Source organism: Rossellomorea vietnamensis (assembly GCF_025398035.1).
GTDB lineage: Bacteria > Bacillota > Bacilli > Bacillales > Bacillaceae_B > Rossellomorea > Rossellomorea vietnamensis_B.
The window spans coordinates 4,221,153-4,246,858 of sequence record NZ_CP104558.1; the positions used below are offsets into that span (position 1 = coordinate 4,221,153).

At 44.7% G+C, this 25,706-nt stretch carries 21 protein-coding genes and 1 other annotated feature; of the genes, 19 read left to right on the top strand and 2 right to left on the bottom strand.

Annotation, left to right across the window (positions count from 1 at the left end; all coding sequences use genetic code 11):
* Positions 1-88 precede the first annotated feature (88 nt).
* The 10 genes from N5C46_RS21660 (at position 89) to N5C46_RS21705 (ending at position 12,578) form a co-directional block, all read left to right on the top strand.
* On the top strand, positions 89-1,093 hold the full coding sequence (locus N5C46_RS21660; RefSeq protein WP_261750200.1) for a tetratricopeptide repeat protein: 1,005 nt from the start codon (positions 89-91) through the stop codon (positions 1,091-1,093).
* A gap of 161 nt (positions 1,094-1,254) precedes the next feature.
* Positions 1,255-2,541, top strand: coding sequence for a trigger factor (gene tig, locus N5C46_RS21665; protein ID WP_261750201.1), 1,287 nt, complete (start codon positions 1,255-1,257; stop codon positions 2,539-2,541).
* Positions 2,542-3,106: 565 nt separating this feature from the next.
* Positions 3,107-4,378, top strand: coding sequence for an ATP-dependent protease ATP-binding subunit ClpX (gene clpX, locus N5C46_RS21670; protein ID WP_034757134.1), 1,272 nt, complete (start codon positions 3,107-3,109; stop codon positions 4,376-4,378).
* A 79-nt stretch (positions 4,379-4,457) separates the two neighbouring features.
* On the top strand, positions 4,458-5,147 hold the full coding sequence (locus N5C46_RS21675) for a Dph6-related ATP pyrophosphatase (RefSeq protein WP_261750202.1): 690 nt from the start codon (positions 4,458-4,460) through the stop codon (positions 5,145-5,147).
* A gap of 121 nt (positions 5,148-5,268) precedes the next feature.
* A complete protein-coding gene (gene lonB / locus N5C46_RS21680) occupies positions 5,269-6,927 on the top strand; it encodes an ATP-dependent protease LonB (protein WP_261750203.1) in 1,659 nt (552 codons plus the stop codon).
* A 170-nt stretch (positions 6,928-7,097) separates the two neighbouring features.
* A complete protein-coding gene (gene lon, locus N5C46_RS21685; protein WP_261750204.1) occupies positions 7,098-9,422 on the top strand; it encodes an endopeptidase La in 2,325 nt (774 codons plus the stop codon).
* On the top strand, positions 9,419-10,003 hold the full coding sequence (yihA, locus tag N5C46_RS21690; protein WP_098439710.1) for a ribosome biogenesis GTP-binding protein YihA/YsxC: 585 nt from the start codon (positions 9,419-9,421) through the stop codon (positions 10,001-10,003). The genes lon and yihA overlap by 4 nt, the downstream gene beginning before the upstream one ends.
* A gap of 303 nt (positions 10,004-10,306) precedes the next feature.
* Complete coding sequence (locus N5C46_RS21695) at positions 10,307-11,089, top strand: transporter substrate-binding domain-containing protein (protein WP_051758187.1); 783 nt, start codon at positions 10,307-10,309, stop codon at positions 11,087-11,089.
* Between the two features lie 84 nt (positions 11,090-11,173).
* On the top strand, positions 11,174-11,821 hold the full coding sequence (locus N5C46_RS21700; RefSeq protein ID WP_034757145.1) for an amino acid ABC transporter permease: 648 nt from the start codon (positions 11,174-11,176) through the stop codon (positions 11,819-11,821).
* A 22-nt stretch (positions 11,822-11,843) separates the two neighbouring features.
* Positions 11,844-12,578, top strand: coding sequence for an amino acid ABC transporter ATP-binding protein (locus N5C46_RS21705; protein WP_272501216.1), 735 nt, complete (start codon positions 11,844-11,846; stop codon positions 12,576-12,578).
* A 45-nt stretch (positions 12,579-12,623) separates the two neighbouring features.
* Here the strand turns inward: N5C46_RS21705 and N5C46_RS21710 are convergent, their stop codons facing one another.
* Positions 12,624-13,109, bottom strand: coding sequence for a LiaI-LiaF-like domain-containing protein (locus N5C46_RS21710; RefSeq protein ID WP_098439713.1), 486 nt, complete (start codon positions 13,107-13,109; stop codon positions 12,624-12,626).
* Positions 13,110-13,508: 399 nt separating this feature from the next.
* On the opposite strand from N5C46_RS21710, the gene hemA reads away from it, so the two are divergent.
* The 8 genes from hemA (at position 13,509) to ysxE (ending at position 22,311) form a co-directional block, all read left to right on the top strand.
* Positions 13,509-14,861 (top strand): glutamyl-tRNA reductase, encoded by a 1,353-nt coding sequence (gene hemA, locus N5C46_RS21715; RefSeq protein WP_261750205.1) that lies wholly within the window; start codon positions 13,509-13,511, stop codon positions 14,859-14,861.
* Positions 14,862-14,876: 15 nt separating this feature from the next.
* Positions 14,877-15,710: a cytochrome c biogenesis protein gene (gene ccsA / locus N5C46_RS21720; protein ID WP_258264701.1), complete on the top strand. Its 834-nt coding sequence runs from the start codon at positions 14,877-14,879 to the stop codon at positions 15,708-15,710.
* Between the two features lie 17 nt (positions 15,711-15,727).
* A complete protein-coding gene (gene hemC, locus N5C46_RS21725) occupies positions 15,728-16,660 on the top strand; it encodes a hydroxymethylbilane synthase (RefSeq protein WP_261750206.1) in 933 nt (310 codons plus the stop codon).
* Complete coding sequence (locus tag N5C46_RS21730) at positions 16,660-17,442, top strand: uroporphyrinogen-III synthase (protein WP_261750207.1); 783 nt, start codon at positions 16,660-16,662, stop codon at positions 17,440-17,442. Before hemC ends, N5C46_RS21730 begins: the two co-directional genes overlap by 1 nt.
* 26 nt (positions 17,443-17,468) lie before the next feature.
* Entirely contained in the window at positions 17,469-18,443 is a 975-nt protein-coding gene (hemB, locus tag N5C46_RS21735) for a porphobilinogen synthase (RefSeq protein WP_261750208.1), read from the top strand.
* Between the two features lie 55 nt (positions 18,444-18,498).
* A complete protein-coding gene (hemL, locus tag N5C46_RS21740; RefSeq protein ID WP_034757165.1) occupies positions 18,499-19,791 on the top strand; it encodes a glutamate-1-semialdehyde 2,1-aminomutase in 1,293 nt (430 codons plus the stop codon).
* Between the two features lie 138 nt (positions 19,792-19,929).
* Positions 19,930-21,144, top strand: coding sequence for a stage VI sporulation protein D (gene spoVID / locus N5C46_RS21745; protein WP_261750209.1), 1,215 nt, complete (start codon positions 19,930-19,932; stop codon positions 21,142-21,144).
* A 138-nt stretch (positions 21,145-21,282) separates the two neighbouring features.
* The gene (ysxE, locus tag N5C46_RS21750; protein WP_261750210.1) at positions 21,283-22,311 is read left to right on the top strand and encodes a spore coat protein YsxE; all 1,029 of its coding nucleotides are present in this window, start codon (positions 21,283-21,285) and stop codon (positions 22,309-22,311) included.
* 35 nt (positions 22,312-22,346) lie between these two features.
* On the opposite strand, the gene N5C46_RS21755 is transcribed toward ysxE, so the two are convergent.
* A complete protein-coding gene (locus N5C46_RS21755; RefSeq protein WP_034760497.1) occupies positions 22,347-22,535 on the bottom strand; it encodes a hypothetical protein in 189 nt (62 codons plus the stop codon).
* 164 nt (positions 22,536-22,699) lie between these two features.
* Positions 22,700-22,927 (top strand) — a binding site (T-box leader).
* A 52-nt stretch (positions 22,928-22,979) separates the two neighbouring features.
* On the opposite strand from N5C46_RS21755, the gene N5C46_RS21760 reads away from it, so the two are divergent.
* Entirely contained in the window at positions 22,980-25,631 is a 2,652-nt protein-coding gene (locus N5C46_RS21760) for a valine--tRNA ligase (RefSeq protein WP_261750211.1), read from the top strand.
* Positions 25,632-25,706 lie beyond the last annotated feature (75 nt).

The following is a 25,706-nucleotide window of genomic DNA, read 5'->3' on the forward strand; positions in this document are numbered from 1 at the left end:
CTTACCCCAATGAGGTAGGCTTTTTTTGTTATCCAAATGATATCGTGCTAAACTAATACAAACTAAACAGTATAGGCGGGTACGTTTTATGAATAAGGGAAACCAAGAAGGAAAAGGGAAGATTGTACAGTTCCCAGGATTGAAGGACCGGCTGCTGGAAAAAGGGGTGCAGGCCCTGGAAAAAGGGGAAGTCCATGAATCCTCCCAGCTCCTCGCACAAGCCTATGAATTGGAACCGGATAACCCGGACATCAATACGGCACTCGTATTATCGCTCTATGAAAGCAAACAATACGATCAGGCTGGATCCATATGTAAAGAGATGCTCCTCGAAGGAATCGGTGACTATTTCGAGGTCGTGGATATGTACTTAATGATTCTGATACAGCTTCACAAGCACAGTGAAGTGATCGATACAATCAATGCCCTTTTTGATGAAAGGGAAGTACCCTTTGAAAAGGAAGAACACTTCAGGAAGCTTCTCCATTTCAGTGAAAAGGTAGTGAACGGGAAAGCGGCTGTTCCTGAGAAGGAAGTAGAGAATGAAGATCAATCGTCAATCTTGACAGGAAAAAGCCTCGAGGAACAGACGTTGATTGTGGCACAGCTCGTTCATCGTAATATTCACCCGTTCATCGGGGAATTGCAGGGGGTTTTACAGGATCCCGATGCCCATCCGTTTTTACAAACGATGATATTAAATGTTTTAAAAGAGCATGGAATGGATAAAGAAGTAGTTGTGGTGAAGTTAGGGATGGAAGAGCGGGTTCATCCCGCAGCGTTGGAAGACGTTTTCGAGTCGGATTTCTTCACCGGGGTCACGCATGCCCTGGATGAGCTTCTGGCACAAACGAATCCCACTCTATTTCAGCACGCAGAAGAATTACTGAAACGTCACGCCTTTCTGCTCTATCCATTTACACTTAAAGAAGAACCGGACGAAATCGCTGCGGTATATGCCTATTACACCGCCGGGATGTTTGCCGATGCGATCCTTGAAGAAGAGTTAAAAGAGCAGGTTGAAAGCAGTCAGGCTAAAGGGATTTTATCAAGGCTTACGGAACTAGAGGAAATTTCCTCTCCGAATATTTAAACCCCCTCTGTTGAAAGACAGTGGCTGTATGTTATAATGTAATGGTTGTAATGTAAAAGTTTTTCATATATTTACGATGATAGTGCTAGATTCACACGGGACTATCTACTACTATGCGTAAAAAAATTAAGATCAACTATAGATTTGTTGGAGGGAACAGTATGTCTGCAAAATGGGAAAAGCAAGAAGGAAACCAAGGAGTACTTACAATTGAAGTAGAAGCTGCAAAAGTAAACGAAGGTTTGGACGCAGCATTCAAAAAAGTTGTGAAACAAGTGAACGTACCAGGATTCCGTAAAGGGAAAATGCCTCGCGGAATGTTCGAAAAACGTTTTGGTGTGGAATCACTTTACCAAGATGCATTAGATTTCATCTTACCTGAGGCATATGCGAAAGCAATCGAAGAAACAGGAATCGATCCAATCGACCGTCCTGAAATCGATGTCGAGCAAATGGAAAAAGGAAAAGACCTGATCTTCACTGCTAAAGTACAAGTGAAACCAGAAGTGAAACTTGGCGAATACAAAGGTCTTGAAGTTGAAAAAATGGAAACAGAAGTAACAGCTGAGGACGTTGAAGCAGAACTTACTTCACTTCAAGAAAAACAAGCTGAGCTTGCTGTCAAAGAAGATGGAAAAGCTGAAGAAGGCGACACAGTGACAATGGATTTCGAAGGATTCGTTGACGGTGAAGCATTCGAAGGCGGCCAAGCTGAGAACTATTCACTTGAATTAGGTTCTGGTCAGTTCATCCCAGGATTCGAAGAGCAACTGGTTGGTGTTGCAGCAGGAGAAGAGAAAGAAGTAGAAGTAAACTTCCCTGAGGAATACCATGCAGCTGAGCTTGCTGGCAAGCCTGCTACATTCAAAGTAAAAGTTCACGAAATCAAAGCGAAAGAACTTCCGGCACTTGATGATGAGTTCGCAAAAGACGCTGACGAAGAAGTTGAAACGCTTGCTGAACTAAAAGAAAAAATCGAAAAACGCCTTCAAGAGTCTAAAAAGAACGAAGCTGAAACAGCGGTTCGTGAAACACTTGTAAATAAAGCTTCTGACAACGCTGAAGTTGAAATCCCAGAAGTAATGGTTAAAGCTGAAGTGGACCGTATGATGCAAGAGTTCGAACAACGCCTGCAAATGCAAGGTATGAACCTTGATCTTTACTTCCAATTCTCTGGTCAATCAGAAGAAGATCTTCGCGGTCAAATGACAGAGGATGCTGGCAAACGCGTTCGCACTAACTTAACACTTGAAGCAATCGCGGCAGCGGAAAACCTGGAAGTAACCGACGAAGAAGCAGAAGAAGAAGTAAACAAAATGGCTGAACAATACAACATGACTGCTGATAACATCAAACAAGCACTAGGCGGCCTTGACACACTTAAAGCTGACCTTAAAGTACGTAAAGCAGTAGAATTCCTTGTTGAAAACAGCAAAACTGTAGCATAATAAAAATAGCAAACAAGGCGCGATTTCTTCGTGCCTTGTTTTGTACAATGAAGCGGAAGCGGATATACCCCGTGATTTGGCTCATTCGTGTGAAACGAATGTTTCACACGTTTTTCAAGCTTTGCTGAAAAGTAGCCATCATCATCAAAAGCGAAAGAGCAAATGAGTTTGCTCCGTCGCTTTTGATGATGATGGCGTAAATGAGCCAAATCACTAAGCTTCACTTCATAAGTTAGTAATTGTTTTCGCTTTTAAGAATAAGAACCACTATTTTTGGAAAAAGCTTATGAAGCGGGGTTGCACTACTTTTCACCATGAACATACATAATCAGATTCCTTACATTACCTGACTTCAATTGGACAAAATAAACATTGGCAATGTAAAAGATTTGCTAAAATGCACGATACATAATAAGATGATTCTTAAGAATCGTATCAATTTCTTTACGAACATATAATATGATAAAATGCAGTACATAACTTTAGGTAATAGGGATGTAAGGAATCGTTCGTTTGATGAAACAGAGCACGATTTTATGAAGTTTTAACGAAGGGGTGAAAATCATTGTTTAAATTTAATGATGAAAAAGGGCAATTAAAATGTTCTTTTTGCGGAAAAACTCAAGACCAAGTTCGTAAACTAGTCGCTGGACCAGGTGTGTATATTTGTGATGAGTGCATCGAGCTTTGCACAGAAATCGTAGAAGAAGAGCTGGGTACAGAAGAAGAAGTAGAATTCAAAGACGTACCGAAACCACGTGAAATCCGTGAAATTCTCGACGAATACGTCATCGGACAGGACCAGGCGAAGAAATCACTGGCAGTAGCGGTTTACAATCACTACAAGCGTATCAACTCCAGCAGCAAAGTCGATGACGTTGAATTGTCTAAGAGTAATATAGCCATGATTGGACCGACTGGTAGCGGGAAAACCCTCCTCGCCCAAACTCTGGCTCGTATTCTTAACGTTCCTTTCGCCATCGCGGACGCGACTTCTTTAACAGAAGCCGGTTACGTCGGGGAAGATGTAGAAAATATTCTATTGAAACTGATCCAGGCAGCTGACTACGATGTGGAAAAAGCTGAAAAAGGGATCATCTACATCGATGAAATCGATAAAGTGGCAAGGAAATCCGAAAATCCATCCATCACAAGGGATGTATCAGGTGAAGGGGTGCAACAAGCCCTATTGAAAATTCTTGAAGGTACGGTAGCAAGTGTTCCACCACAAGGCGGACGCAAGCACCCTCACCAGGAATTCATTCAGATCGATACGTCCAATGTCCTATTCATTTGTGGTGGAGCATTCGACGGAATCGAACAAATCATCAAGCGCCGTTTAGGTCAAAAGGTAATCGGATTCGGTTCTGATCCTAAAAACGCTGATGTGAAAGAAGATAAGTCCCTGCTTTCTAAAGTTGTTCCTGAAGACTTATTGAGATTCGGATTGATTCCGGAATTCATCGGTCGTTTACCGGTCATTTCAAGCCTTGAGCCTCTTGATGAAGAAGCGCTGGTTGAAATCCTGACTAAACCTAAAAACGCATTGGTCAAACAATACCAAAAAATGCTTGAATTGGATGATGTCGAGCTTGAGTTCACAGAAGATGCCCTGCTTGAAATCTCTAAAAAAGCAATTGAGCGTAAAACAGGTGCACGTGGGCTGCGATCCATCATCGAAACGATGATGCTCGATGTAATGTTCGATCTTCCTTCACGTGATGATATTAAAAAATGTATCATTACGAAAGAGACGATCCTTGAAGATGCAGCTCCTCATTTAATGCTTGAGGATGGCACCATGATCGATCCAAACGAAGAAAAGACATCAGCTTAATAGCTTAACGTAAAGCCGGGAATGATCCTTCATTCCCGGCTTTTTTTACGACTGGAAATATAGAAAGGAGATGGGACGGTTGGACAATAAGAAAACCAAGGTGGCCATTAGCTGGAGTGGCGGGAAAGACGGGTGTCTGGCTTTGTATCGTACTTTAAAAGCCGGCAAAAAAGTAGAGTGTCTCATTTCTATGGTCTCTGAAAAACATGAACGGAATCATGCTCACGGTCTAAGGTTGAATATCCTTGAGCATCAGGCAAAAGCCCTTGGTATTCCGCTGGTACTTGTGAATTCCGGAAATGATTATGAGCGTTCCCTCATCGGGGCATTATCAGATTTAAAGCAGGATAAGGGTGTGGATGAAATTGTCTTTGGAAGCTTATATGCACAAGAAGATCGAAAGTGGAATGAAGAAGTGGCAGTGAAAGCGGGTCTCTCACCCTCATTTCCCGTATGGATATCGGAGGGGGAAAGCAGTCAATTACTGAAAGAATTCATCACACTTGGATTTTCTGCCGTCGTATGCAGGGCTTCCGAGAAGGTATTCGACCAGTCATGGGCCGGCAGAATGCTCGATTGGAAATTTTATAAGGATATCCACCGTATGAAAGGCTGCTGCGTCATGGGTGAAGCCGGTGAATACCACACCTTCGTCCTGGACGGTCCGATCTTCTCTAAAAAAATTCACATCGTACAATCTGGAGTGGTCATGAACTCAGGACTATGGTCTTTAGATATTGAGGATTGTCGATTAGTAGAGAAAAATTGAAGTAATATACATATCTTTTTATGCTTTTTAAACCATCCCCTTACCGAATTTTTTTGTTTATTCCCACAAGGTCAAGGAGATACTAACCGATAACAACTTGTATCTACTTGGAGGGAGACGAATGAGCTTTACGAGCATCGCTTTATTCATCCAATTATTCTTCGGAATCATCATTGGATTGTACTTCTGGAATCTGTTGAAAAACCAGCGAACGCAAAAAGTTTCCATTGACCGTGAATCAAAAAAAGAGATGGAAGAACTCCGAAAGATGAGGTCCATTTCACTAACTGAACCCCTTGCCGAAAAAGTAAGACCCTCAAGCTTTGAAGATATTGTCGGACAGGAAGATGGCATCAAAGCATTAAAAGCAGCGATATGCAGTCCGAATCCACAGCATGTCATCATTTATGGACCGCCCGGTGTCGGAAAAACGGCAGCAGCCCGTTTGGTCCTGGAAGAAGCAAAGAAAAATATGAAGTCCCCATTCAGGTCTTCTGCCGTTTTTGTTGAATTGGATGCCACTACGGCACGATTCGATGAACGGGGGATTGCCGATCCGCTGATTGGTTCCGTCCATGATCCCATCTATCAAGGGGCAGGAGCCATGGGACAGGCCGGGATCCCGCAGCCAAAACAGGGAGCTGTGACAAATGCCCATGGAGGCGTATTGTTCATTGATGAAATCGGGGAATTGCACCCCATTCAATTGAATAAGCTCTTAAAAGTATTGGAAGATCGCAGGGTGTTCCTTGAGAGCGCCTATTACAATGAAGAAAATCATCAAATTCCCACCCATATACATGATATATTCAAAAACGGCCTTCCGGCTGATTTCCGCTTGATCGGTGCCACGACCCGTACACCGAATGAACTGCCTCCGGCGATCCGCAGCAGATGCATGGAAGTTTTCTTCAGGGAGCTTGAACATGATGAAGTGAAGAAGGTAGCGGCAGGAGCCGTTGAGAAAGTTGAAATGACGATCAGTGACAAAGGTCTCGAAACCCTCGCATCCTATGCGCGTAACGGACGTGAAGCAGTCAATATGGTCCAGATAGCCGCCGGGGTTGCCATCACAGAAAATAGGAAAGAAATCTATGATCATGAGCTCGAGTGGATCATTCAATCCAGTCAGCTGTCCCCGCGCTATCAGAAGAAAATCAATGAAGAAGCAACGATTGGTCTCGTCAATGGGTTAGCCGTGACAGGACCAAACACCGGATCTTTACTTGAGATTGAAGTAAACGTCATTCCGGCTGCCGATAAGGGTACCATCAATGTGACGGGAATCGTGGAAGAAGAAAGCATCGGTGATCGGAGTAAATCCATCAGAAGAAAAAGTATGGCGAAAGGCTCAATCGAAAATGTAATCACCGTCCTTCGTTCCATGGGAGTACCTGCCGATCAGTATGATATCCATGTGAACTTTCCAGGCGGAGTGCCGGTCGACGGACCTTCTGCAGGGATAGCCATGGCTCTCGGGATCTACTCGGCCATTTACCGGATTCCCATCAAGCATACGATTGCCGTCACAGGTGAAATCAGTATACATGGATCTGTTAAGCCTGTCGGAGGGGTATATCCTAAGGTGAAGGGGGCCAAACTCGCCGGTGCGACCATGGCCATCATTCCTTACGACAACCAGCAGGCGATGTTAAAAGAGATAGAAGGAATCGAAGTGGTCCCGGTCAAACAGCTAAAGGAAGTTCTTGATCTCGCCCTGATGAAGGATCACGTCTCGACACCCGATCTCGCACCTGAACAAAATAAGAAAAGTGTATAGACTGTTGACCGATTCGGGTCTATCCGAATCGGTTTGTTTTTGAATAACTCGAAAAGGAATAAGCGACACCCCTTTCGAATAAAGTTGTAAATACCTATTTAATAGACACTACCTAGTAAATAAGTTAGAATTGTACAAAGACTCATGAGCAAAATTCGGAGGTGTTATATGTGGCTAAACAAAATAATTTAACGGTTCCCCTCCTTCCATTAAGAGGCTTACTTGTGTATCCAACAATGGTCTTGCATTTAGATGTTGGACGTGAGCGCTCCGTTCAAGCTTTAGAAAAAGCGATGATGGATGATCATTTAATTTTCTTAACTACTCAAAGAGATATGAATATAGATGAGCCAACACAGGAAGATTTCTACGAGATGGGAACTCTTACAAAGGTCAAGCAGATGCTCAAGCTGCCAAATGGGACCATCAGGGTGCTTGTCGAGGGAATGAATCGTGCGTCTATTACGTCATTCACCGGGCAAAAGGACTTCTATGAAGTAACGGTGAAGGAATTTCATGATTCTGAAGGGAAGGAATCGGAAACAGACGCGTTGATGAGGACGTTACTCAATTATTTCGAACAATACATAAAGCTATCAAAGAAAGTATCAGCCGAAACGTATTCAACCGTTTCAGATATTGAAGAACCGGGAAGGCTCGCGGATATCGTGGCATCCCATCTGCCCCTCAAGATGAAGGAAAAGCAAAACGTCCTGGAAACACTCGATATTAAGAAGCGGCTTCAAATGGTGATCGAAACGATCAACAATGAAAAAGAAGTACTGAGCTTAGAGAAAAAAATCGGGCAGCGTGTCAAACGTTCAATGGAAAGAACCCAGAAAGAGTATTATCTTCGGGAGCAAATGAAAGCCATTCAAAAAGAGTTGGGTGACAAAGAAGGTAAAACGGGTGAAATTGAAGATTTAACGGCGAAGATCGAACAGGCCAATATGCCTGAAGAAGTAGAACTTACGGCATTAAAGGAGCTTGCCCGCTATGAGAAAGTGCCTTCAAGCTCTGCTGAAAGCTCTGTGATCCGAAATTACATCGAGTGGCTTGTTTCTTTACCATGGTCCACCGAAACGGAAGACCAGTTGGACATCAAGCGGTCTGAACAGATTTTAAACAGGGATCATTACGGTCTTGAAAAGGTCAAGGAAAGGGTTCTTGAATATCTTGCCGTTCAGCAGCTGACTCAATCCCTGAAAGGGCCGATTCTGTGTTTGGCCGGACCTCCAGGGGTCGGGAAAACGAGCTTGGCCCGTTCCGTGGCTGAATCACTGGGGCGGAATTTTGTACGAATCTCCCTTGGAGGCGTCCGTGATGAATCCGAAATCAGGGGACACAGACGTACGTATGTAGGAGCCATGCCCGGCAGGATCATCCGCGGTATGAAAAAGGCAGGTACTATCAACCCTGTGTTCCTTCTCGATGAAATCGATAAAATGTCCAGTGATTTCAGGGGAGATCCTTCTTCTGCGATGCTTGAAGTACTGGATCCCGAACAAAATTCAAACTTTAGTGATCACTATATTGAAGAGACATACGACTTATCAAAAGTGATGTTCATTGCAACGGCCAATGACCTATCCACCATACCGGGACCACTTCGGGACAGGATGGAAATCATTACGATTGCCGGTTATACGGAGCTTGAAAAGTTAAACATTGCAAAGCATCATTTACTGGAAAAGCAAATCAAGGATCATGGATTGACCAAATCCAAGCTTCAAGTGAGAGATGAAGCGATCGTTGATATCGTCCGCTATTATACCAGGGAAGCCGGTGTAAGGAGCCTGGAGCGCCAGCTGGCCGCTCTTTGCAGAAAAACGGCGAAGATCATCGTTTCGGGTGATAAGAAGAGAGTCGTGATCACTTCAAGCAATATAGAAGAGTTCCTCGGAAAGAGAAAATTCCGTTACGGCCAGGCAGAAATCGAAAATCAGATCGGTGTATCAACCGGTCTTGCCTACACGACGGTCGGAGGGGATACCCTTCAAATCGAAGTATCCCTCGCACCGGGTAAAGGGAAGCTTGTCCTGACCGGGAAACTGGGAGACGTCATGAAGGAGTCTGCTCAAACGGCCTTCAGCTACGTACGTTCGAAGGCAGGGGAACTTGGGATCGATGAGAATTTCCACGAGAAATATGATATACACATCCACGTTCCAGAAGGGGCAGTCCCGAAAGATGGTCCATCAGCCGGGATCACGATCACAACGGCACTCGTATCAGCCCTGACAGGGAAATACGTGAACCGTGAAGTGGGGATGACGGGTGAAATGACCCTGAGAGGAAGAGTCCTTCCAATCGGCGGAGTGAAAGAAAAAACATTAAGTGCTCATCGTGCCGGGATTAAAACGATTATCCTTCCGAAAGATAATGAAAAGGATATAGATGATATTCCTGAAAGCGTGAGGGGAGAATTAACGTTCATCCTTGTATCTCACATCGATGAAGTCTTAGAGAAAGCATTAGTAGGTGAAAAGAAGTGAAAGTAAATCAAGTTGAGCTAGTCATCAGTGCGGTCAGGCCTGAACAATACCCTGGCGATATCCTTCCAGAGTTTGCCTTGGCCGGGCGCTCTAACGTAGGAAAATCCTCATTCATCAATAAAATGATCGGAAGGAAGAGCATGGCGAGGATTTCATCCAAGCCTGGTAAAACCCAGACGCTGAACTTCTATAAAATAGAAGAAACCCTCTATTATGTGGATGTTCCCGGTTATGGTTTTGCCAAAGTATCCAAAACCGAGCGGGAAGCATGGGGAAAGATGATTGAAACCTATATCACTTCCCGTGAGCAGCTAAGGGCGGTCATCCTGATCGTGGATCTGCGCCATGCCCCGACCAAGGATGATGTGATGATGTATGATTTCCTCAAGCATCACGGACTGCCATGCATCGTCATTGCCACCAAAGCGGACAAGATCCCGAAAGGTAAGTGGCAGAAGCACCTGAAAGTCACAAAGGAAACCCTGAACATGGACAGTGAAGACGACCTTATCATGTTCTCTTCCGAAACAGGCCTTGGAAAAGACAAAGCCTGGGACGCCATCAAATCGTATTATAAATGATCTTTTAAAGAACCGATTTCCATTTGTGGAGATCGGTTCTTTTTTTTTACTTAAAAGTAGTAATAAAGAAGGTCTACCGAAGTCCGTATAAGGTTTTTTGGCCTATAGGACGAAAGGATATGAAAGGAAATGAAAGGATAGGGACGCATATGTATCCATATCAAAGCTGAATGGGTTTCATCCACCAAAATGGATAATTATAAGCTGTGGAAGCTATATTTGAATTTTGAGAATTTTCTCTTTTGTTGATAAAATTATGAAAGATTAAAAATATTACAAGCTACATAAGGGGGACTCTAGACAGTGAAGAATTTGAAAAGCCTGGTCTTATTAGTACTTGCTGCACTTCTTCTATCCGCTTGCGGAGACAAAGCTACTACAGAGAGTGGTGCCAAGTTAGTGGAGGAAGGCAAATTCGTTTATGCAGCTTCCGGTGAATTCAAGCCATTCAGTGTGACGAATGACGATGGAACCATGTCAGGTTTCGATATTGAAGTGGCAGAAGCCGTTGCGAAAGAAATGGGTCTTGAACCCGAGCAGAAGAAATTTAAATTTGCAGGAATTGTAGAAGGGGTCAAATCCGGACGTTTCGACGCGGCGGTCGCCAGTCACACGATCACGGAAGATCGTTTGAAGGAAGTAGACTTCTCAACTCCTTATTATTATTCAGGTCCACAGATTTTCGTCCGTAAAGACAGTGATGTTGAAACCCTGGATGATTTGAAGGACAAGGAAATTGCCGTATCAAAGGGATCGACATACTCAGATACCGCAAAGGAAGTAACGGATAAAATTCAGGCATACGATAGTGACGTTGTGGCCCTTGAAGCGTTAAACAAAGGAAAACACGATGCCGTCATCACAGACTTCATTACAGGTAAAGAAGCGATTGCTTCAGGCCTGAACATCGAAGCACGTGAACTGATCGGACGCAGTGAGCAGGCAATCGCCGTCAGTAAAGATAATGAGAAGCTATTAAAAGAAGTCAATCAAGCTCTTGAAGCATTAAGAGAAGACGGTACATTGAAGAAAATCAGTGAAAAATATTTCAAAACAGATATTACATCAGATCCCGAGAAAGAGTAAGAGCAGCATGACACAGAGCGAATGTGCTTCTATGCGCATTCGCTTTTTGTCTTAAAGTGGAAAAAATCGAACGGAGGGAAGTCCATGCACTTTTTAGAAACCTTTGCAGGTACATATGATGTTTTTCTGAAAGGGATGCTGTTAACATTCCAGTTAACCTTTGTTTCTGTCCTGATTGCGATTGTGATCGGTCTGTTTTTCGCTTTCCTGAAGATTTCAGGGATCAAGCCTTTGTCCCTGATTGCGGATTTATACATTTTTGTTGTAAGGGGTACACCATTAATCGTTCAAATTTTCATTTTCTATTTCGGTTTGACCTCCTTGAATATTTCAGGCTTCTGGTCGGTCGTCATGGGTCTTGCTTTCCATAATGGGGCCTATATCGCAGAGATCTTCCGGGGAGCCATTCAGTCCATCGACAAAGGGCAAATGGAAGCCGGGCGTTCCCTTGGGATGTCCCTTGGATTGTCCATGAGAAGGATCATCCTTCCTCAGGCATTCAGGCGTGCCCTGCCGCCTCTGGGTAATCAATTTATCATTGCATTGAAGGATTCATCCCTTGCTTCCTTCATCGGGATGTTCGAATTGTTCAGCGTGGCAACGACACTCGGATCGAATAATTTTGATTATATGACCTATTTGCTCGTCGTAGCAATCTATTACCTGGTTCTTGTTTTACTATTCTCAACAATTGTCAATGTAATTGAAAAACGTATGTCCATCAGTGATTAAGAATGACGCAGGAGGGATGAGTATGAGTCAGGAAATGATTAAAGTAGAGAAACTTAATAAATCCTTTGGTGATTTACATGTATTGAAGGACATTGATATCAGTGTAAGGGAAAGTGACGTGGTTTGTCTCATTGGGGCCAGTGGATCTGGGAAGAGTACACTGCTTCGCTGCTTGAACTTCCTTGAGCTGAAAGATAATGGGAAGGTTGTCATCGAAGGCGATGAAGTCAACCAGGATACCCATGATCTGAATAAAATCCGTCAAAAGGTAGGGATGGTGTTCCAGCATTTCTATCTTTTCCCCCACAAAACCGTATTGGAAAATGTGATGGAGGCACCGGTGTACGTAAAGGGTATCTCTAAGGCGGAAGCAAGGAAGGATGCCAAAGAACTGTTAAAAAAGGTCGGTCTTGGGGATAAAGAAAATGTCTACCCGTCCAAGCTTTCCGGGGGACAGAAGCAGCGTGTCGCCATCGCCAGGGCCCTTGCCATGAAGCCTGATATCATGCTGTTCGATGAGCCCACCTCGGCACTTGATCCGGAATTGGTCGGTGAGGTACTCGCTACCATGAAGGAGCTTGCTTTAGAAGGGATGACGATGGTCGTCGTGACACATGAAATGGGATTTGCCCGTGAAGTGGCCGATTGGGTCGTCTATATGCATGATGGACGCATCGTCGAAGTGGGACCCCCACAGGAATTATTCCACTCTCCAAAAGAACAGAGGACGAAAGAATTTTTGGACTCGGTTCTCTAATACACGAGAAAAGGCCCGGATGCGATTCCGGGCTTTTTTTCTTGCCTATTTTTTTCTTACAAATAATAAGTAAACCCCTATCCCGATAATGACGATGGGCCAGAATTCCCACGCGCTTCCCACGCTTCCTTCGATGAAACCGAACCATCGCACCACTTTATCAGAGAATAGAAGAATGATAGAGAGTGTCAGAAAGAGCACTCCTTGAAATAAGCCGGCACGTGTCTTCTGATATCTGAGAAGAAAACCGAGGGCGATGATGAGGATAAAGGTCCCCATATGATCCGGCCAAACGTCAAGCTTGTTGACCACATGGAAATGCAGTCCGAATCCAACCAGGATCGTACCGGGCAGGATGGCTTCATAATCCCTTCCCCCGTATCCCTGACCGAGAAAAGCGAGTCCGACAATAATAAGCAAAGTGGGCCACGTAAAAAATTCCTGAAATAATACAATGTTCGCCTGCTGTAAGTAAAAGTAGGCCCCAAACCCAATTAAGATGATTCCGGGGAATATTCGCTGCTGCTTCATTCTTTTCCTCCTGAAAATTAGTAAAATTTCGGTTTTAATTCCTATTTTTTAAGGGAAAATGACACATAATATGAAAAATCGATCCCTTTGTTCCGATGAATCGTGAGAAAGCTTTCCATTACTTGATTCTTTAGGCTTGTTTTGGTACCCTACATTAGTAGGCAAATGTCGAAATATAAAAGATTTAAGAAGAATTGAAAATGCTTTCAAGCTTATTTCTTTCTTCTACTTAAATGTAATGATGAAAGTGATGTTTAGCAAGTCCCGGAAGAATCATTCGATTCTACCCCCTTAACTGTAGCACAGGTTTCAATTTCTGTTCACATTTCAGGGCCTGAGGACTTATTTGGACATGTTATAATAACAGTAATGATTTTACTTGGGGGTGTAGTGCATAGCATGTATACAATAGTCGTTGGTTTAAATTATAAAACGGCCCCTGTAGAGATTCGTGAGCGTTTATCTTTCAATGAAACTGATCTTCCTTTAGCCATGAAAACATTAAAGGAAAAGAAAAGCATCCTTGAAAATGTGATTGTTTCTACATGTAATAGAACGGAAGTTTATGCGGTAGTGGATCAGCTTCATACAGGTCGTTATTATATTAAAGAATTTTTATCTCAATGGTTTGATATAGATAAAGAGGAGTTCACGCCTTATCTGTTCATTTATGAACAAGAAGGAGCGGTCGAACACCTGTTTAAGGTTGCCTGTGGATTGAACTCCATGGTCCTCGGGGAAACCCAGATCCTTGGACAAATCCGTTCAAGCTTCCTGAATGCCCAGGAGTCGGGAGCGACGGGTACCGTATTTAATCATCTGTTCAAGCAGGCGGTGACGGTTGCGAAAAAGGGTCACTCGGAAACAGAGATTGGTTCCAATGCGGTATCAGTCAGCTATGCGGCCGTTGAATTGGCTAAGAAGGTATTCGGCAGCCTGGAGGGTAAGCATGTCCTCATACTTGGTGCAGGGAAAATGGGGGAACTTGCCATCAAGAATCTTCATGGCAGTGGAGCCACCAAGGTGACCGTGATCAACCGTACGTTTGAGAAGGCCCAAACCCTGGCAGAGCGTTTCAGCGGTAATGCGAAGACGATGCAGGAGCTTCAATGCGCCCTTGTAGAAGCGGATATCATGATCAGTTCCACGGGAGCAAAGGATTTTGTCATCACGAAAGAAATGATGTCCCATGTGGAAAGCATGAGGAAGGGCCGTCCCTTATTCATGGTGGACATTGCGGTACCGAGGGACTTAGATCCTGCAATCGGCCAGCTGGAGAGCGTATTCCTTTATGATATCGATGATTTGGAAGGCATCGTCCAGGCGAATCTCGCCGAACGCAAAAAGGCGGCTGAGCAAATTGAAATCATGATTGAAGCGGAAATTGTTGCGTTTAAAGAATGGTTGAATATGCTCGGTGTGGTGCCGGTCATCTCTGCCCTCAGGCAGAAGGCACTTTCCATCCAGGCAGATACGATGGAAAGCATCGAACGGAAAATGCCTGATTTAACCGATCGTGAACGCAAAGTTTTGAATAAGCACACAAAAAGCATCATCAATCAGTTATTAAAAGATCCGATCCTCCAGGCGAAGGAATTTGCAGGTCTTCCGGATGCAGAAGATAAGCTGGATTTATTCATCAACATTTTTAACATTGAACAAGAAGTGTTAGAGCAGAAACAAGTGAAAGCAGCCAACGAAAAGACTGAGAGCAATCATAGCTTTACACCACAACCCTCTTTTCAAGCATAAGTGAGGTTAATGTCGATGTTTGAACAAACGATGACTAGGCTGCACGAACTTATGATTGTTCTGTATGCTATTAGTATTCTCTTTTATTTTATAGATTTCTTAAACAAAAACCGGAAGGCGAACTTGTTTGCCTTCTGGTTACTTGCGATTGTTTGGGTCCTTCAAACAATCTTTTTATTTCTATACATGATGAATACAGGCAGGTTTCCGGTCCTCACCATCTTTGAGGGGCTTTATTTTTATGCCTGGGTGCTCATCACCCTGTCCCTGATCATCAACCGATTGCTAAGGGTGGATTTCACTGTTTTCTTTACAAATGTACTCGGTTTCATCATCATGGCGATCCATACATTTGCGCCCGTTCAGGTCGAGTCCCAGGCGATGGCAGAACAGATGGTATCGGAGTTACTGCTGATTCACATTACGATGGCCATCCTGTCATACGGGGCCTTCAGTCTTTCCTTTGTGTTTTCCCTACTTTATCTCCTCCAGTTTAAATTATTGAAGGAGAAAAAATGGGGGCAGAGGTTATGGAGGATCAGTGATTTGTCCAAGCTTGAGAAGATATCCTATATCTCGAATTCCATCGGGGTAGCGATGCTTCTGTTGAGCCTGATATTGGGACTGCAATGGGCATACATCAAGCTCCCGGAATTTCTATGGTATGATCCCAAGATAGTGGGGTCATTCATTCTATTAATTTTATATAGCAGTTATTTATACCTTCGCATTAAAAAGAATGTCTTTGGTAAATCATTAGCATTTCTTAATGTTGCAGCCTTCTTGATTATATTAATCAACTTTTTCCTAGCTAGTCGGTTGTCTTCATTTCATTTCTGGTATTCATAAGTTTTCAGGAGGTCATTATGAGAAAAATCATTGTTGGTTCAAGACGAAGTAAATTAGCCCTTACCCAAACCAATTGGGTGATCGATCAGTTGAAGGCAATCGACCCTTCTTTCGATTTCGAAGTGAAAGAGATTGTGACGAAAGGGGATCAGATCCTGGATGTCACTTTATCCAAAGTGGGCGGTAAAGGTTTATTTGTAAAAGAAATCGAGCAGTCGATGCTGGATAAAGAAATCGACATGGCCGTTCACAGTATGAAAGACATGCCGGCTGTGTTGCCAGAAGGACTGACCATCGGAAGCATCCCGGTTCGTGAGGATCACCGTGACGTGTTTATCAGTAAGAATCATGTTTCCCTCAAAGACCTCCCAGGCGGAGCAATCGTCGGAACGAGCAGTCTCAGGAGAGGGGCTCAGATCCTGTCTGTCAGACCGGATCTTGAAATCAAGTGGATCCGCGGCAACATCGATACACGCCTTTCCAAACTGCAAAATGAAGATTACGATGCCATCATCCTGGCAGCGGCGGGACTATCGCGCATGGGATGGACGTCTGATGTCGTAACGGAATTCCTTGATCCTGACCTTTGCTTGCCGGCAGTCGGACAAGGGGCCCTTTCGATCGAGTGCAGAAATGATGACGATGAAGTTCTTGAACTGCTGAAGAAGTTCGCGTGCGAAGAGACAACGAGTACCGTGACGGCTGAACGAGCTTTCCTGCATAAAATGGAAGGCGGCTGTCAGGTGCCGATCGCGGGATTTGCCGAGCTTAAAGACAATGGAGATGTTGCATTGACCGGACTTGTCGCTTCTCCTGACGGACAGACGATCTACAAAGAATACATGACGGGTCAGGATCCAAAAGAAGTTGGAGAAAAAGTGGCTGAAAGCTTAACTAAGCAAGGGGCGAAAGCCTTGATTGATCAGGTGAAAGAGGAGCTGGATCAATAATGAAGGGTAAGAGGCCTTTAGAACAAATAAAGGTTTTGATTACTCGTGGCAGTGAGGGATCCAGTGAAACCGGATCTCTGATTGAAAACGAGGGAGGGGTGCCCATCTTGGTACCGCTCCTTCATTTTCACCCCCATCTAGATCCGTTGGAATTATCGCTTCACACCACCTTACATACATACGAATGGATCATTTTCACCAGTAAAAATGGGGTGAAGTTCTTCCTGGAAGCATTAGAAAGACGGGGGATCCCTCTATCCTCTTACACGGGAAAATTCGCGGCCGTCGGGACCAAGACGGAGCAGTACTGTCATAAATACGGAATACCCATTTCATTTGTTCCGGAAAATTTCACAGGCGATGACTTCGCAGAGGAATTCATTTCTAAAGTGAAGCCTGATGGTCACGTGCTGATTCCAAAAGGGAATCTGGCAAGGAATGTGATTGCAACGGAATTAGCCTTAGCGGGAGTCAGCTGTCAGGAATGGATCGTCTATGAAACGGTCCTTCCTGAGAACAGCTTTGTGCAGTTGAAAACGATCATCGAAAAAGAACAAGTGGATATCATTACATTCACGAGTTCATCAACGGTCCATCATTTTATGAAGGTCATCCGTCACTATTCCCTTTATGATCACATCAGGGATATTCCCATTGCGTGCATCGGCCCGATCACAAAAAAAACCGCGGAGCAATACGGATTACATGTAAAAATCTGTCCAAGCGTTTATACTGTAAATGAAATGGTGAAGGAGATGAAAGAGTTCATCTCTGCCTGTTAGCTATCAAACAATAGGAGGCTTTTACTATGAAAGACCTGCAATTCAATCGACACCGCCGCTTACGTCAATCGGAAACGATGCGTGCGCTTGTGCGTGAAACACATCTAAGAAAAGAAGATTTAATTTACCCGTTGTTTGTCGTGGAAGGGGAAAACATCAAGAATGTCGTTCCATCCATGCCGGGTGTTTATCATATTTCACTCGATAATTTACAAGCTGAAATGGATGAAGTGGTTTCACTCGGGATCAAGTCTATCATTCTTTTCGGAGTTCCGGCTGAAAAAGACGAGCTGGGGAAACAGGCGTATCATGATCATGGAATCGTCCAGGAGGCAACGCGTTTTGTGAAAGAACGTTACCCGGATCTTGTTATCATAGCCGATACGTGCCTCTGTCAATATACCAGTCACGGTCACTGTGGGATCGTCAAAGACGGAAAAGTCCTGAATGATGAAACTCTTGATTTGTTGGCTAAAACAGCGGTCAGCCAGGCTGAAGCCGGTGCAGACATCATCGCTCCGTCCAATATGATGGATGGATTCGTCGCAGCAATTCGTCATGGTCTCGACGAAGCAGGCTATCATGATGTGCCGATCATGTCATACGCTGTGAAATATTCATCAAGCTTCTATGGTCCTTTCCGTGACGCGGCTCACTCGACACCTCAATTCGGAGATCGCAGAACGTATCAAATGGACCCGGCGAACCGCATGGAAGCCCTGAGAGAAGCGCAGTCTGATATGGAAGAGGGTGCCGACTTCCTTATCGTGAAACCGGCCCTTTCGTATCTTGATATCATGCGTGAAGTGAAAGACCGTTTCAATGCACCGGTTGTCGCCTATAACGTAAGTGGGGAATACAGCATGGTGAAGGCAGCGGCGCAGAACGGCTGGGTAAACGAACAGGAAATCGTCATGGAGAAACTGACCAGCATGAAACGTGCAGGGGCAGACCTCATCATTACGTATTTTGCAAAAGACGTAGCGAACTGGTTATCCTAATCCGTAGAGAATTCCTGTCAGGATGACTGAACGATCACTAAAGGAGGAACCGATATTGCGTTCATATGAGAAATCGAAACAAGCATTCAAGGAAGCTGTAAACCTCATGCCCGGCGGAGTGAACAGTCCCGTCCGTGCATTCAAGTCCGTCAAAATGGATCCGATTTTCATGGAAAGGGGAAAAGGATCGAAAATCTATGATATCGATGGGAATGAGTACATCGACTATGTCCTTTCCTGGGGTCCTCTCATCCTTGGTCACAGCAATGACCGGGTTGTGGAATCCATTAAAAAAGTGGCCGAAAACGGAACGAGCTTCGGTGCTCCCACAGAAATTGAAAATAAACTGGCTCAACTGGTGATCGACCGGGTGCCAAGTATCGAGATCGTCCGCATGGTGTCTTCAGGTACGGAAGCGACGATGAGTGCCCTGCGGTTGGCCCGCGGATACACCGGCCGCAACAAGATCATCAAGTTTGAAGGCTGTTACCACGGACATGGGGACTCTTTATTAATTAAAGCGGGCTCCGGTGTCGCTACCCTCGGTTTACCGGACAGTCCCGGTGTTCCTGAAGGGGTTGCAAAGAATACGATCACGGTGCCTTACAATGATCTGGAAAGCATACGTTATGCCTTCGAACAATACGGTGATGACATTGCCGGTGTGATCGTCGAGCCTGTTGCCGGAAACATGGGTGTCGTCCCTCCACAACCGGGCTTCCTGGAAGGCCTGCGTGAGGTAACGGAAAATCATGGCGCACTATTGATCTTTGATGAAGTCATGACGGGCTTCCGTGTCGGCTATGGCTGTGCACAAGGCTTTTACAATGTGACGCCTGACTTAACCTGCCTGGGAAAAGTCATCGGCGGGGGACTTCCTGTCGGGGCATATGGCGGAAAAGCGGAAATCATGGAAAGGATCGCGCCGAGCGGACCGATCTATCAAGCCGGAACCCTTTCAGGGAATCCGTTAGCCATGACCGCTGGATACGAAACGCTGAGCCAGCTCACCCCGGAAACGTATACCGAGTTTGCGCGCAAAGCAGATCTACTGGAAGAAGGCTTGAAGAAAGCGGCGGAAAAATACAATATTCCTCACAGAATCAACCGCGCAGGCTCCATGATCGGGATCTTCTTTACAAATGAAGAAGTTTCGAACTACGAAGGTGCCAAGTCATCCGATCTTGAGATGTTTGCCGACTACTACCGTGAAATGGCCCATGAAGGGGTATTCCTGCCACCTTCTCAGTTTGAAGGACTTTTCTTATCGACAGCCCACAGTGATGACGATATCGAGAAGACGCTGCAGGCAGCGGAAAGAGCATTTGAAAAAATCAGTAAGAAATAATGGGAAGCCGATCCTTTTGGGGTCGGCTCTTTTTTATGGATTTTTGTTTTCCTATCATATTCCTCCTTTCCGTTTCATAAAGTGATAATGGCATTGTTTACTATTTCTTTGTTTGGAACCTGAAAGGAGGAATTTTCTTTGTCACAAGAACAACAATCGTGCTTACGATTTTCTTTGGAAGAATCAATTTGGTTCAAAAAAGGACAGGAAGTTGAAGAATTGCTATCTATCTCCTTAGATCCTCATATAACGATACAAGAACAAGAGCAGTACGTACTTATCAGGGGAAGCCTTGATTTGACAGGTGAGTATTTACCGACATCATTTAGGGAAGAAGAGGAAGATGAGTTCGAAGCAGGCGGAAAGTTCGTGCAGACCGTGGAAAAGAGGGAGAAGGGTGAATATGAATTTGTCCACAGGTTCCCGGTGGATGTCACAATCCCGAAAAATCGGATCGCGAACCTGGGGGATATTGATGTATATGTTGAGTCATTTGACTACATCGTCCCTGAAAATGCCTGTCTAAAGCTGAACGCAGACTTGACCATCACCGGCATCTACGGTGAACAGCAGGCTCACACTCCTCTTGAAGCAGAGTATGAAAGAGAAGAAGAATTCGAGCCCCTTTACCGCTCAAGTGCCGTAGTCCAGGCAGAAGACGTTGAAGAGGCGGAAGAAGAAGTCGAAACCGAAGAAGAAGAAAGAGAAGAAGTGTACGAATATGAGAACTATGATGAAGATGAAATCACGGGTTATGCTGAAGAAGATGTGGAAGAAGAGGACCAGGATGACGAGTATCAGCCGTTTAATCTGGAGGGAAGGACTCCACCGGCTGAGCAGGAAGATGAAATTCCCGTCCAGATTCAATACGATACACAGCCGGTTCCTTCCTATGAGGAAGTTGACTACCGGAAAGAGAATGTTTTCGAGCTTCCCCAGCATGAGCTGAGTGAGTCGTCTGAGGAGCAGCATGCAGAACCGAAGGCCGCATATACTCCTCCTCCGGCACCTAAGTACAAGGAGCAGGAGATGGAAGAAGAAGAGTCATCATCCTCATCAGCCCTAGAAGCAGAGATGGAAGAGGAAGAAAAGGAAGAAAAGAAAAAGACGAAGGGCAAAAAGAAGTATGAATCCATTTCATTGACTGATTTCTTTGCCCGGAAAGAAGAAGAACGGGGAGCGACTCTTCGTGTATGCATCGTCCAGGAGGGAGAAAACCTGGATTATATAGCGGAAAAATATGATTTGACCATTCCCCAGCTATTAAGGGTGAACCAACTCGAAGCGAATCAGGACGTATATGCCGGTCAGGTTCTATATATCCCGAACAGCGAATTCGTTTTCAAGGGATAAAGGAAAATAGCAAGGTCACTCCCATCAGAGGACCATAGAAGCGAATCAAAGTATCATAGTGGAAATGACGGGGCTGACACCAAATTCATTGGGGTTGGTCCGTTTTTTTTAGAAAAGTAATCGTAGAAGGTGAGAGAAATGGCGCAAACGCTGGAGGGATTGAAGCCTGTCTTGCAACCTTATGGGGTCGAACCTCATTTTGTTGAAAGTTACGGAAAGATTTCTAAGGTATTTTCAAATAAAGGCACTCTGGCCGTCAAACAGCTTCCAGCCCAAAATGGCGTGGACTTTGTCAGGAATGTACAATTGCTGTTTCAGCGGGGCTATAATCGGATCGTCCCGATTTATCCCACCATGGATGGCCGCTATGCTGTGTGGAATCAGGGGGATTTATACTACGTCATGCCGTGGATGATGAACCAGGAAAGAGAAGATCAGTTTGAAAAGCATCAGAAGATGTTCAGGGAATTGGCGAGGCTCCATACTCTTTCCTCCCACGAAGTGAAAATCGATAAGGAAGAGAGAGAGTCCCATTATGAGCAGCTCACGTCAAGATGGGATAAAGAGCAGGCGTTCTTGGATGAATATGTGGAAGCTTGTGAAAAGACCACCTACATGTCCCCTTTTCAATTTCATTATTGCATGTATTACAAAGATGCTTCACAAGCGTTGAAGTTTTCACGAAAAATGCTGGATGAATGGTACGAGGAAACAAAGGAGCTTGAAAAGGTAAGGACCGTAATCACTCATGGAAAGGTTTCGACGGAGCATTTTTTATTCGATGAAAGGGGCTTGGGGTATTTTCATAACTTTGAGAACTCCAAGATGGCGTCGCCGTTTCATGATCTGCTTCCGTTTTTGTCGAGAACCTTGAAGACCTATCCAAAATATTATGAGGAATGCATTGAATGGCTCACCACCTACTTTCAGCATTTTACCGTCCGGAATGAAGAGCGGCTCCTGTTCATGAGCTACCTCGCCTATCCGAGCTCTGTCATTGCCGTTGTGGAAAAATACTTCCATACCCCGAAGGATAAGAGAAATGAACGGAAGTCTTTGAAGAAACTGCAACGTCACTACTGGCTCTTAAAGAATACTGAATATGTGGTCATGCGTCTGGATGAGATGGAAAAGCAGAAGAAAGAGCAGGCCGAGCAGGCTGAATAAAAAAAGGACTGACGAATCCACTTTTCGTCAGTTCCTTAAATCCAATCAAAGTATATGGCGAGGCCGATACCGATAAACAGGGTTAACAGAAGGACGTCAAACGTGGTCGGGAGCAGAATCGTGCGGATGCCTTGAAAGATGGTAAAGGGTATGATGAATTGCTTACATATTAATCGGGCGTTCCCCATCCATTTCTGTAACGTGTACTGGTTGATTTTTTTCATCATCATCCACTCACTTTCCTGGGTGTATTCACTACTTTATCTTATGAAACCGGGATGGAATGGTGCCTATGTATGGGCAAAATGAATATTTTTCAATGAAAATGCCAATAATGATTGACGAAAGTTTATCTTATCCTATACTATAATGAGTAAATAAATAATCATGAAAAGCAATGAACAGGAAGAGTACATTGATCCTTACGTTCAGAGAGGAAAATCGTTTGCTGAGAGATTTTCTACGATAAGACAATGGAAGGTCGCCTGAAGAGCTGTTTCTATGAAATGAGAGTAGTAGAAGCCGGTTAAAAGCCGTTATGATCGTCGAGAGTTCAGGAGTCTTCTTTCTCCTGAGAAAAAAGGTGGTACCGCGAATGGAATCCTTCGTCCTTTTCACAGGACGGGGGATTTTTTTATTTTTTTTAGAACGATATAGGAGGAAATCACATGGAAACTCAAGATCAACAATTATCAATGCCGACTAAATATGATCCGAATGCCATTGAACAGGGCCGGTACAAATGGTGGCTTGAAGGGAAGTTCTTTGAAGCGACAAACGATAAGGAGAAGGAACCGTACACCATTGTTATCCCGCCGCCAAACGTAACGGGGAAACTACATCTTGGTCATGCCTGGGATACAGCATTACAGGACATCATGACAAGAATGAAACGTATGCAGGGGTACGACGTACTATGGCTGCCGGGTATGGACCATGCCGGGATTGCCACACAGGCAAAAGTGGATGAAAAACTCCGCAGCCAGGGGATTTCACGCTATGACCTCGGTCGTGAGAAATTCGTGGAAGAAACGTGGAAATGGAAAGAGGAATATGCCGAGCACATCCGCCAGCAGTGGGCGAAAGTCGGGCTCGGACTCGACTACAGCCGTGAACGCTTCACACTGGACGAAGGTCTGTCCGATGCCGTTCAAAAAGTATTCATTGATCTTTACAATAAAGGCTTGATCTACCGCGGGGAATATATCATCAACTGGGATCCTGCGACAAAGACGGCACTTTCCGATATCGAGGTTATCCATAAAGATGTCCAGGGTGCATTCTACCATATGAGGTATCCTTTGGCAGACGGAAGCGGCCACATTGAAATCGCCACAACCCGTCCTGAAACGATGCTTGGGGACACGGCGGTTGCCGTACACCCAGAGGATGACCGTTACAGGCACCTGATCGGGAAGAAGGTCATCCTTCCGATCGTTGGACGTGAAATCCCGATCGTCGGTGACGATTATGTGGATATGGAATTCGGTTCCGGAGCGGTGAAAATCACACCTGCCCATGACCCTAATGACTTTGAAATCGGGAACCGTCATAATCTGGAACGCATCCTTGTGATGAATGAAGATGGGACGATGAACGAGAAAGCTGATAAATATAACGGCATGGACCGTTTTGACTGCCGTAAGCAAATCGTGAAGGACCTTCAGGACTCCGGAGTGTTGTTCAAGATTGAAGAGCATATGCATTCGGTGGGGCATTCGGAGCGAAGCGGGGCAGTGGTTGAACCTTACCTTTCTACTCAGTGGTTCGTTAAGATGGATACATTGGCAGAAGAAGCGGTGAAACTGCAAAAAGGTGAAAACAAAATTAACTTTGTTCCTGATCGTTTCGAAACGTCTTACCTTCGCTGGATGGAAAACACACGTGATTGGTGTATTTCCCGTCAACTATGGTGGGGTCACAGAATCCCGGCTTGGTACCACAACGAAACGGGTGAAATGTATGTAGGGAAAGAAGCGCCAGAAGACAGTGAAAACTGGACGCAAGAAGAAGACGTGTTGGACACTTGGTTTAGTTCAGCGCTGTGGCCGTTCTCAACAATGGGCTGGCCGGACTTGAATGCAGAAGACTTTAAGCGCTACTATCCAACCAATACACTTGTAACAGGATATGATATTATCGGATTCTGGGTATCCCGTATGATTTTCCAAGGGTTAGAGTTTACTGGAGAAAGACCATTTAAAGATGTTCTAATTCATGGTTTGGTCCGCGATGCAGATGGACGGAAGATGAGTAAATCCTTAGGAAACGGTGTAGACCCGATGGACGTCATCGAAAAATACGGTTCCGACTCTCTTCGTTACTTCCTGACAACCGGAAGCTCACCAGGACAGGATCTGCGGTTCTCATTTGAAAAAGTGGAGTCTGTTTGGAACTTTGCGAATAAGATCTGGAACGCATCCCGATTTGCCCTGATGAACATGGATGGCATGACATACGACGAAATCGATCTATCAGGTGAGAAGTCTGTTGCGGATAAATGGATCCTCACCCGATTAAATGAAACGATTGAAACAGTGACGCGCCTGGCAGATCGTTATGAATTCGGTGAAGTAGGACGCTTACTATACAACTTCATCTGGGATGATTTCTGTGACTGGTACATTGAAATGGCGAAGCTGCCTCTATATGGCGAAGACGAAGCGGCGAAAAAGACGACCCGTTCGATCCTGGCTTACGTTCTCGACAACACCATGAGACTGCTGCACCCATTCATGCCGTTTATTACCGAGGAAATATGGCAGAACTTGCCGCATCAAGGCGAATCCATCACGGTAGCGGCCTGGCCGACGGTTGATGATAAGCTGACTGATAAAGGGGCGGCAGAAGAGATGAAGCTTCTGGTTGATATCATCCGTGCCGTACGGAATGTTCGTGCCGAGGTGAACACGCCGATGAGTAAACAGATCAACCTGATGCTGAAAGCCAAGGATGCACATACCCTGACGATCATCGAAAAGAATCAATCGTATATCGAGAAATTCTGTAATCCGGAAAAGCTTGAAATGGGAACGGATGTAGAAGCACCGGAAAAGGCGATGACGGCAGTCGTGACAGGCGTCGATCTGTACCTTCCACTAGAAGGACTGATCAATATCGAAGAAGAAATCGCACGCCTTCAAAAAGAACTGGATAAATGGACGAAGGAAGTATCCCGCGTCCAAGGCAAGCTTAACAATGAAAAGTTTGTAAGCAAAGCGCCTCAGAAAGTAGTCGACGAGGAAAAAGAGAAAGAAAAAGATTATTTAGAGAAACAAGCGACGGTAAAAGCGAGAATCGAAGAGCTTAAATCGCTTTAATATGACTGAATAATAAAAGGTAAGGAAGAGGGCTTTAAAATCGGGTCTGATTGACAGGGGGAACCCCTCCTCAAT

What these genes read in the sequence shown, in the direction of transcription:
- N5C46_RS21660 (WP_261750200.1), top strand. Translation starts at nt 89, where the DNA reads ATGAATAAGGGAAACCAAGAAGGAAAAGGGAAGATTGTACAGTTCCCA.
- tig (WP_261750201.1), top strand. Translation starts at nt 1,255, where the DNA reads ATGTCTGCAAAATGGGAAAAGCAAGAAGGAAACCAAGGAGTACTTACA.
- lonB (WP_261750203.1), top strand. Translation starts at nt 5,269, where the DNA reads ATGAGCTTTACGAGCATCGCTTTATTCATCCAATTATTCTTCGGAATC.
- N5C46_RS21700 (WP_034757145.1), top strand. Translation starts at nt 11,174, where the DNA reads ATGCACTTTTTAGAAACCTTTGCAGGTACATATGATGTTTTTCTGAAA.
- N5C46_RS21705 (WP_272501216.1), top strand. Translation starts at nt 11,844, where the DNA reads ATGAGTCAGGAAATGATTAAAGTAGAGAAACTTAATAAATCCTTTGGT.
- N5C46_RS21710 (WP_098439713.1), bottom strand. Translation starts at nt 13,109, where the DNA reads ATGAAGCAGCAGCGAATATTCCCCGGAATCATCTTAATTGGGTTTGGG.
- hemA (WP_261750205.1), top strand. Translation starts at nt 13,509, where the DNA reads ATGTATACAATAGTCGTTGGTTTAAATTATAAAACGGCCCCTGTAGAG.
- ccsA (WP_258264701.1), top strand. Translation starts at nt 14,877, where the DNA reads ATGTTTGAACAAACGATGACTAGGCTGCACGAACTTATGATTGTTCTG.
- hemC (WP_261750206.1), top strand. Translation starts at nt 15,728, where the DNA reads ATGAGAAAAATCATTGTTGGTTCAAGACGAAGTAAATTAGCCCTTACC.
- N5C46_RS21730 (WP_261750207.1), top strand. Translation starts at nt 16,660, where the DNA reads ATGAAGGGTAAGAGGCCTTTAGAACAAATAAAGGTTTTGATTACTCGT.
- hemB (WP_261750208.1), top strand. Translation starts at nt 17,469, where the DNA reads ATGAAAGACCTGCAATTCAATCGACACCGCCGCTTACGTCAATCGGAA.
- ysxE (WP_261750210.1), top strand. Translation starts at nt 21,283, where the DNA reads ATGGCGCAAACGCTGGAGGGATTGAAGCCTGTCTTGCAACCTTATGGG.
- N5C46_RS21755 (WP_034760497.1), bottom strand. Translation starts at nt 22,535, where the DNA reads ATGAAAAAAATCAACCAGTACACGTTACAGAAATGGATGGGGAACGCC.
- N5C46_RS21760 (WP_261750211.1), top strand. Translation starts at nt 22,980, where the DNA reads ATGGAAACTCAAGATCAACAATTATCAATGCCGACTAAATATGATCCG.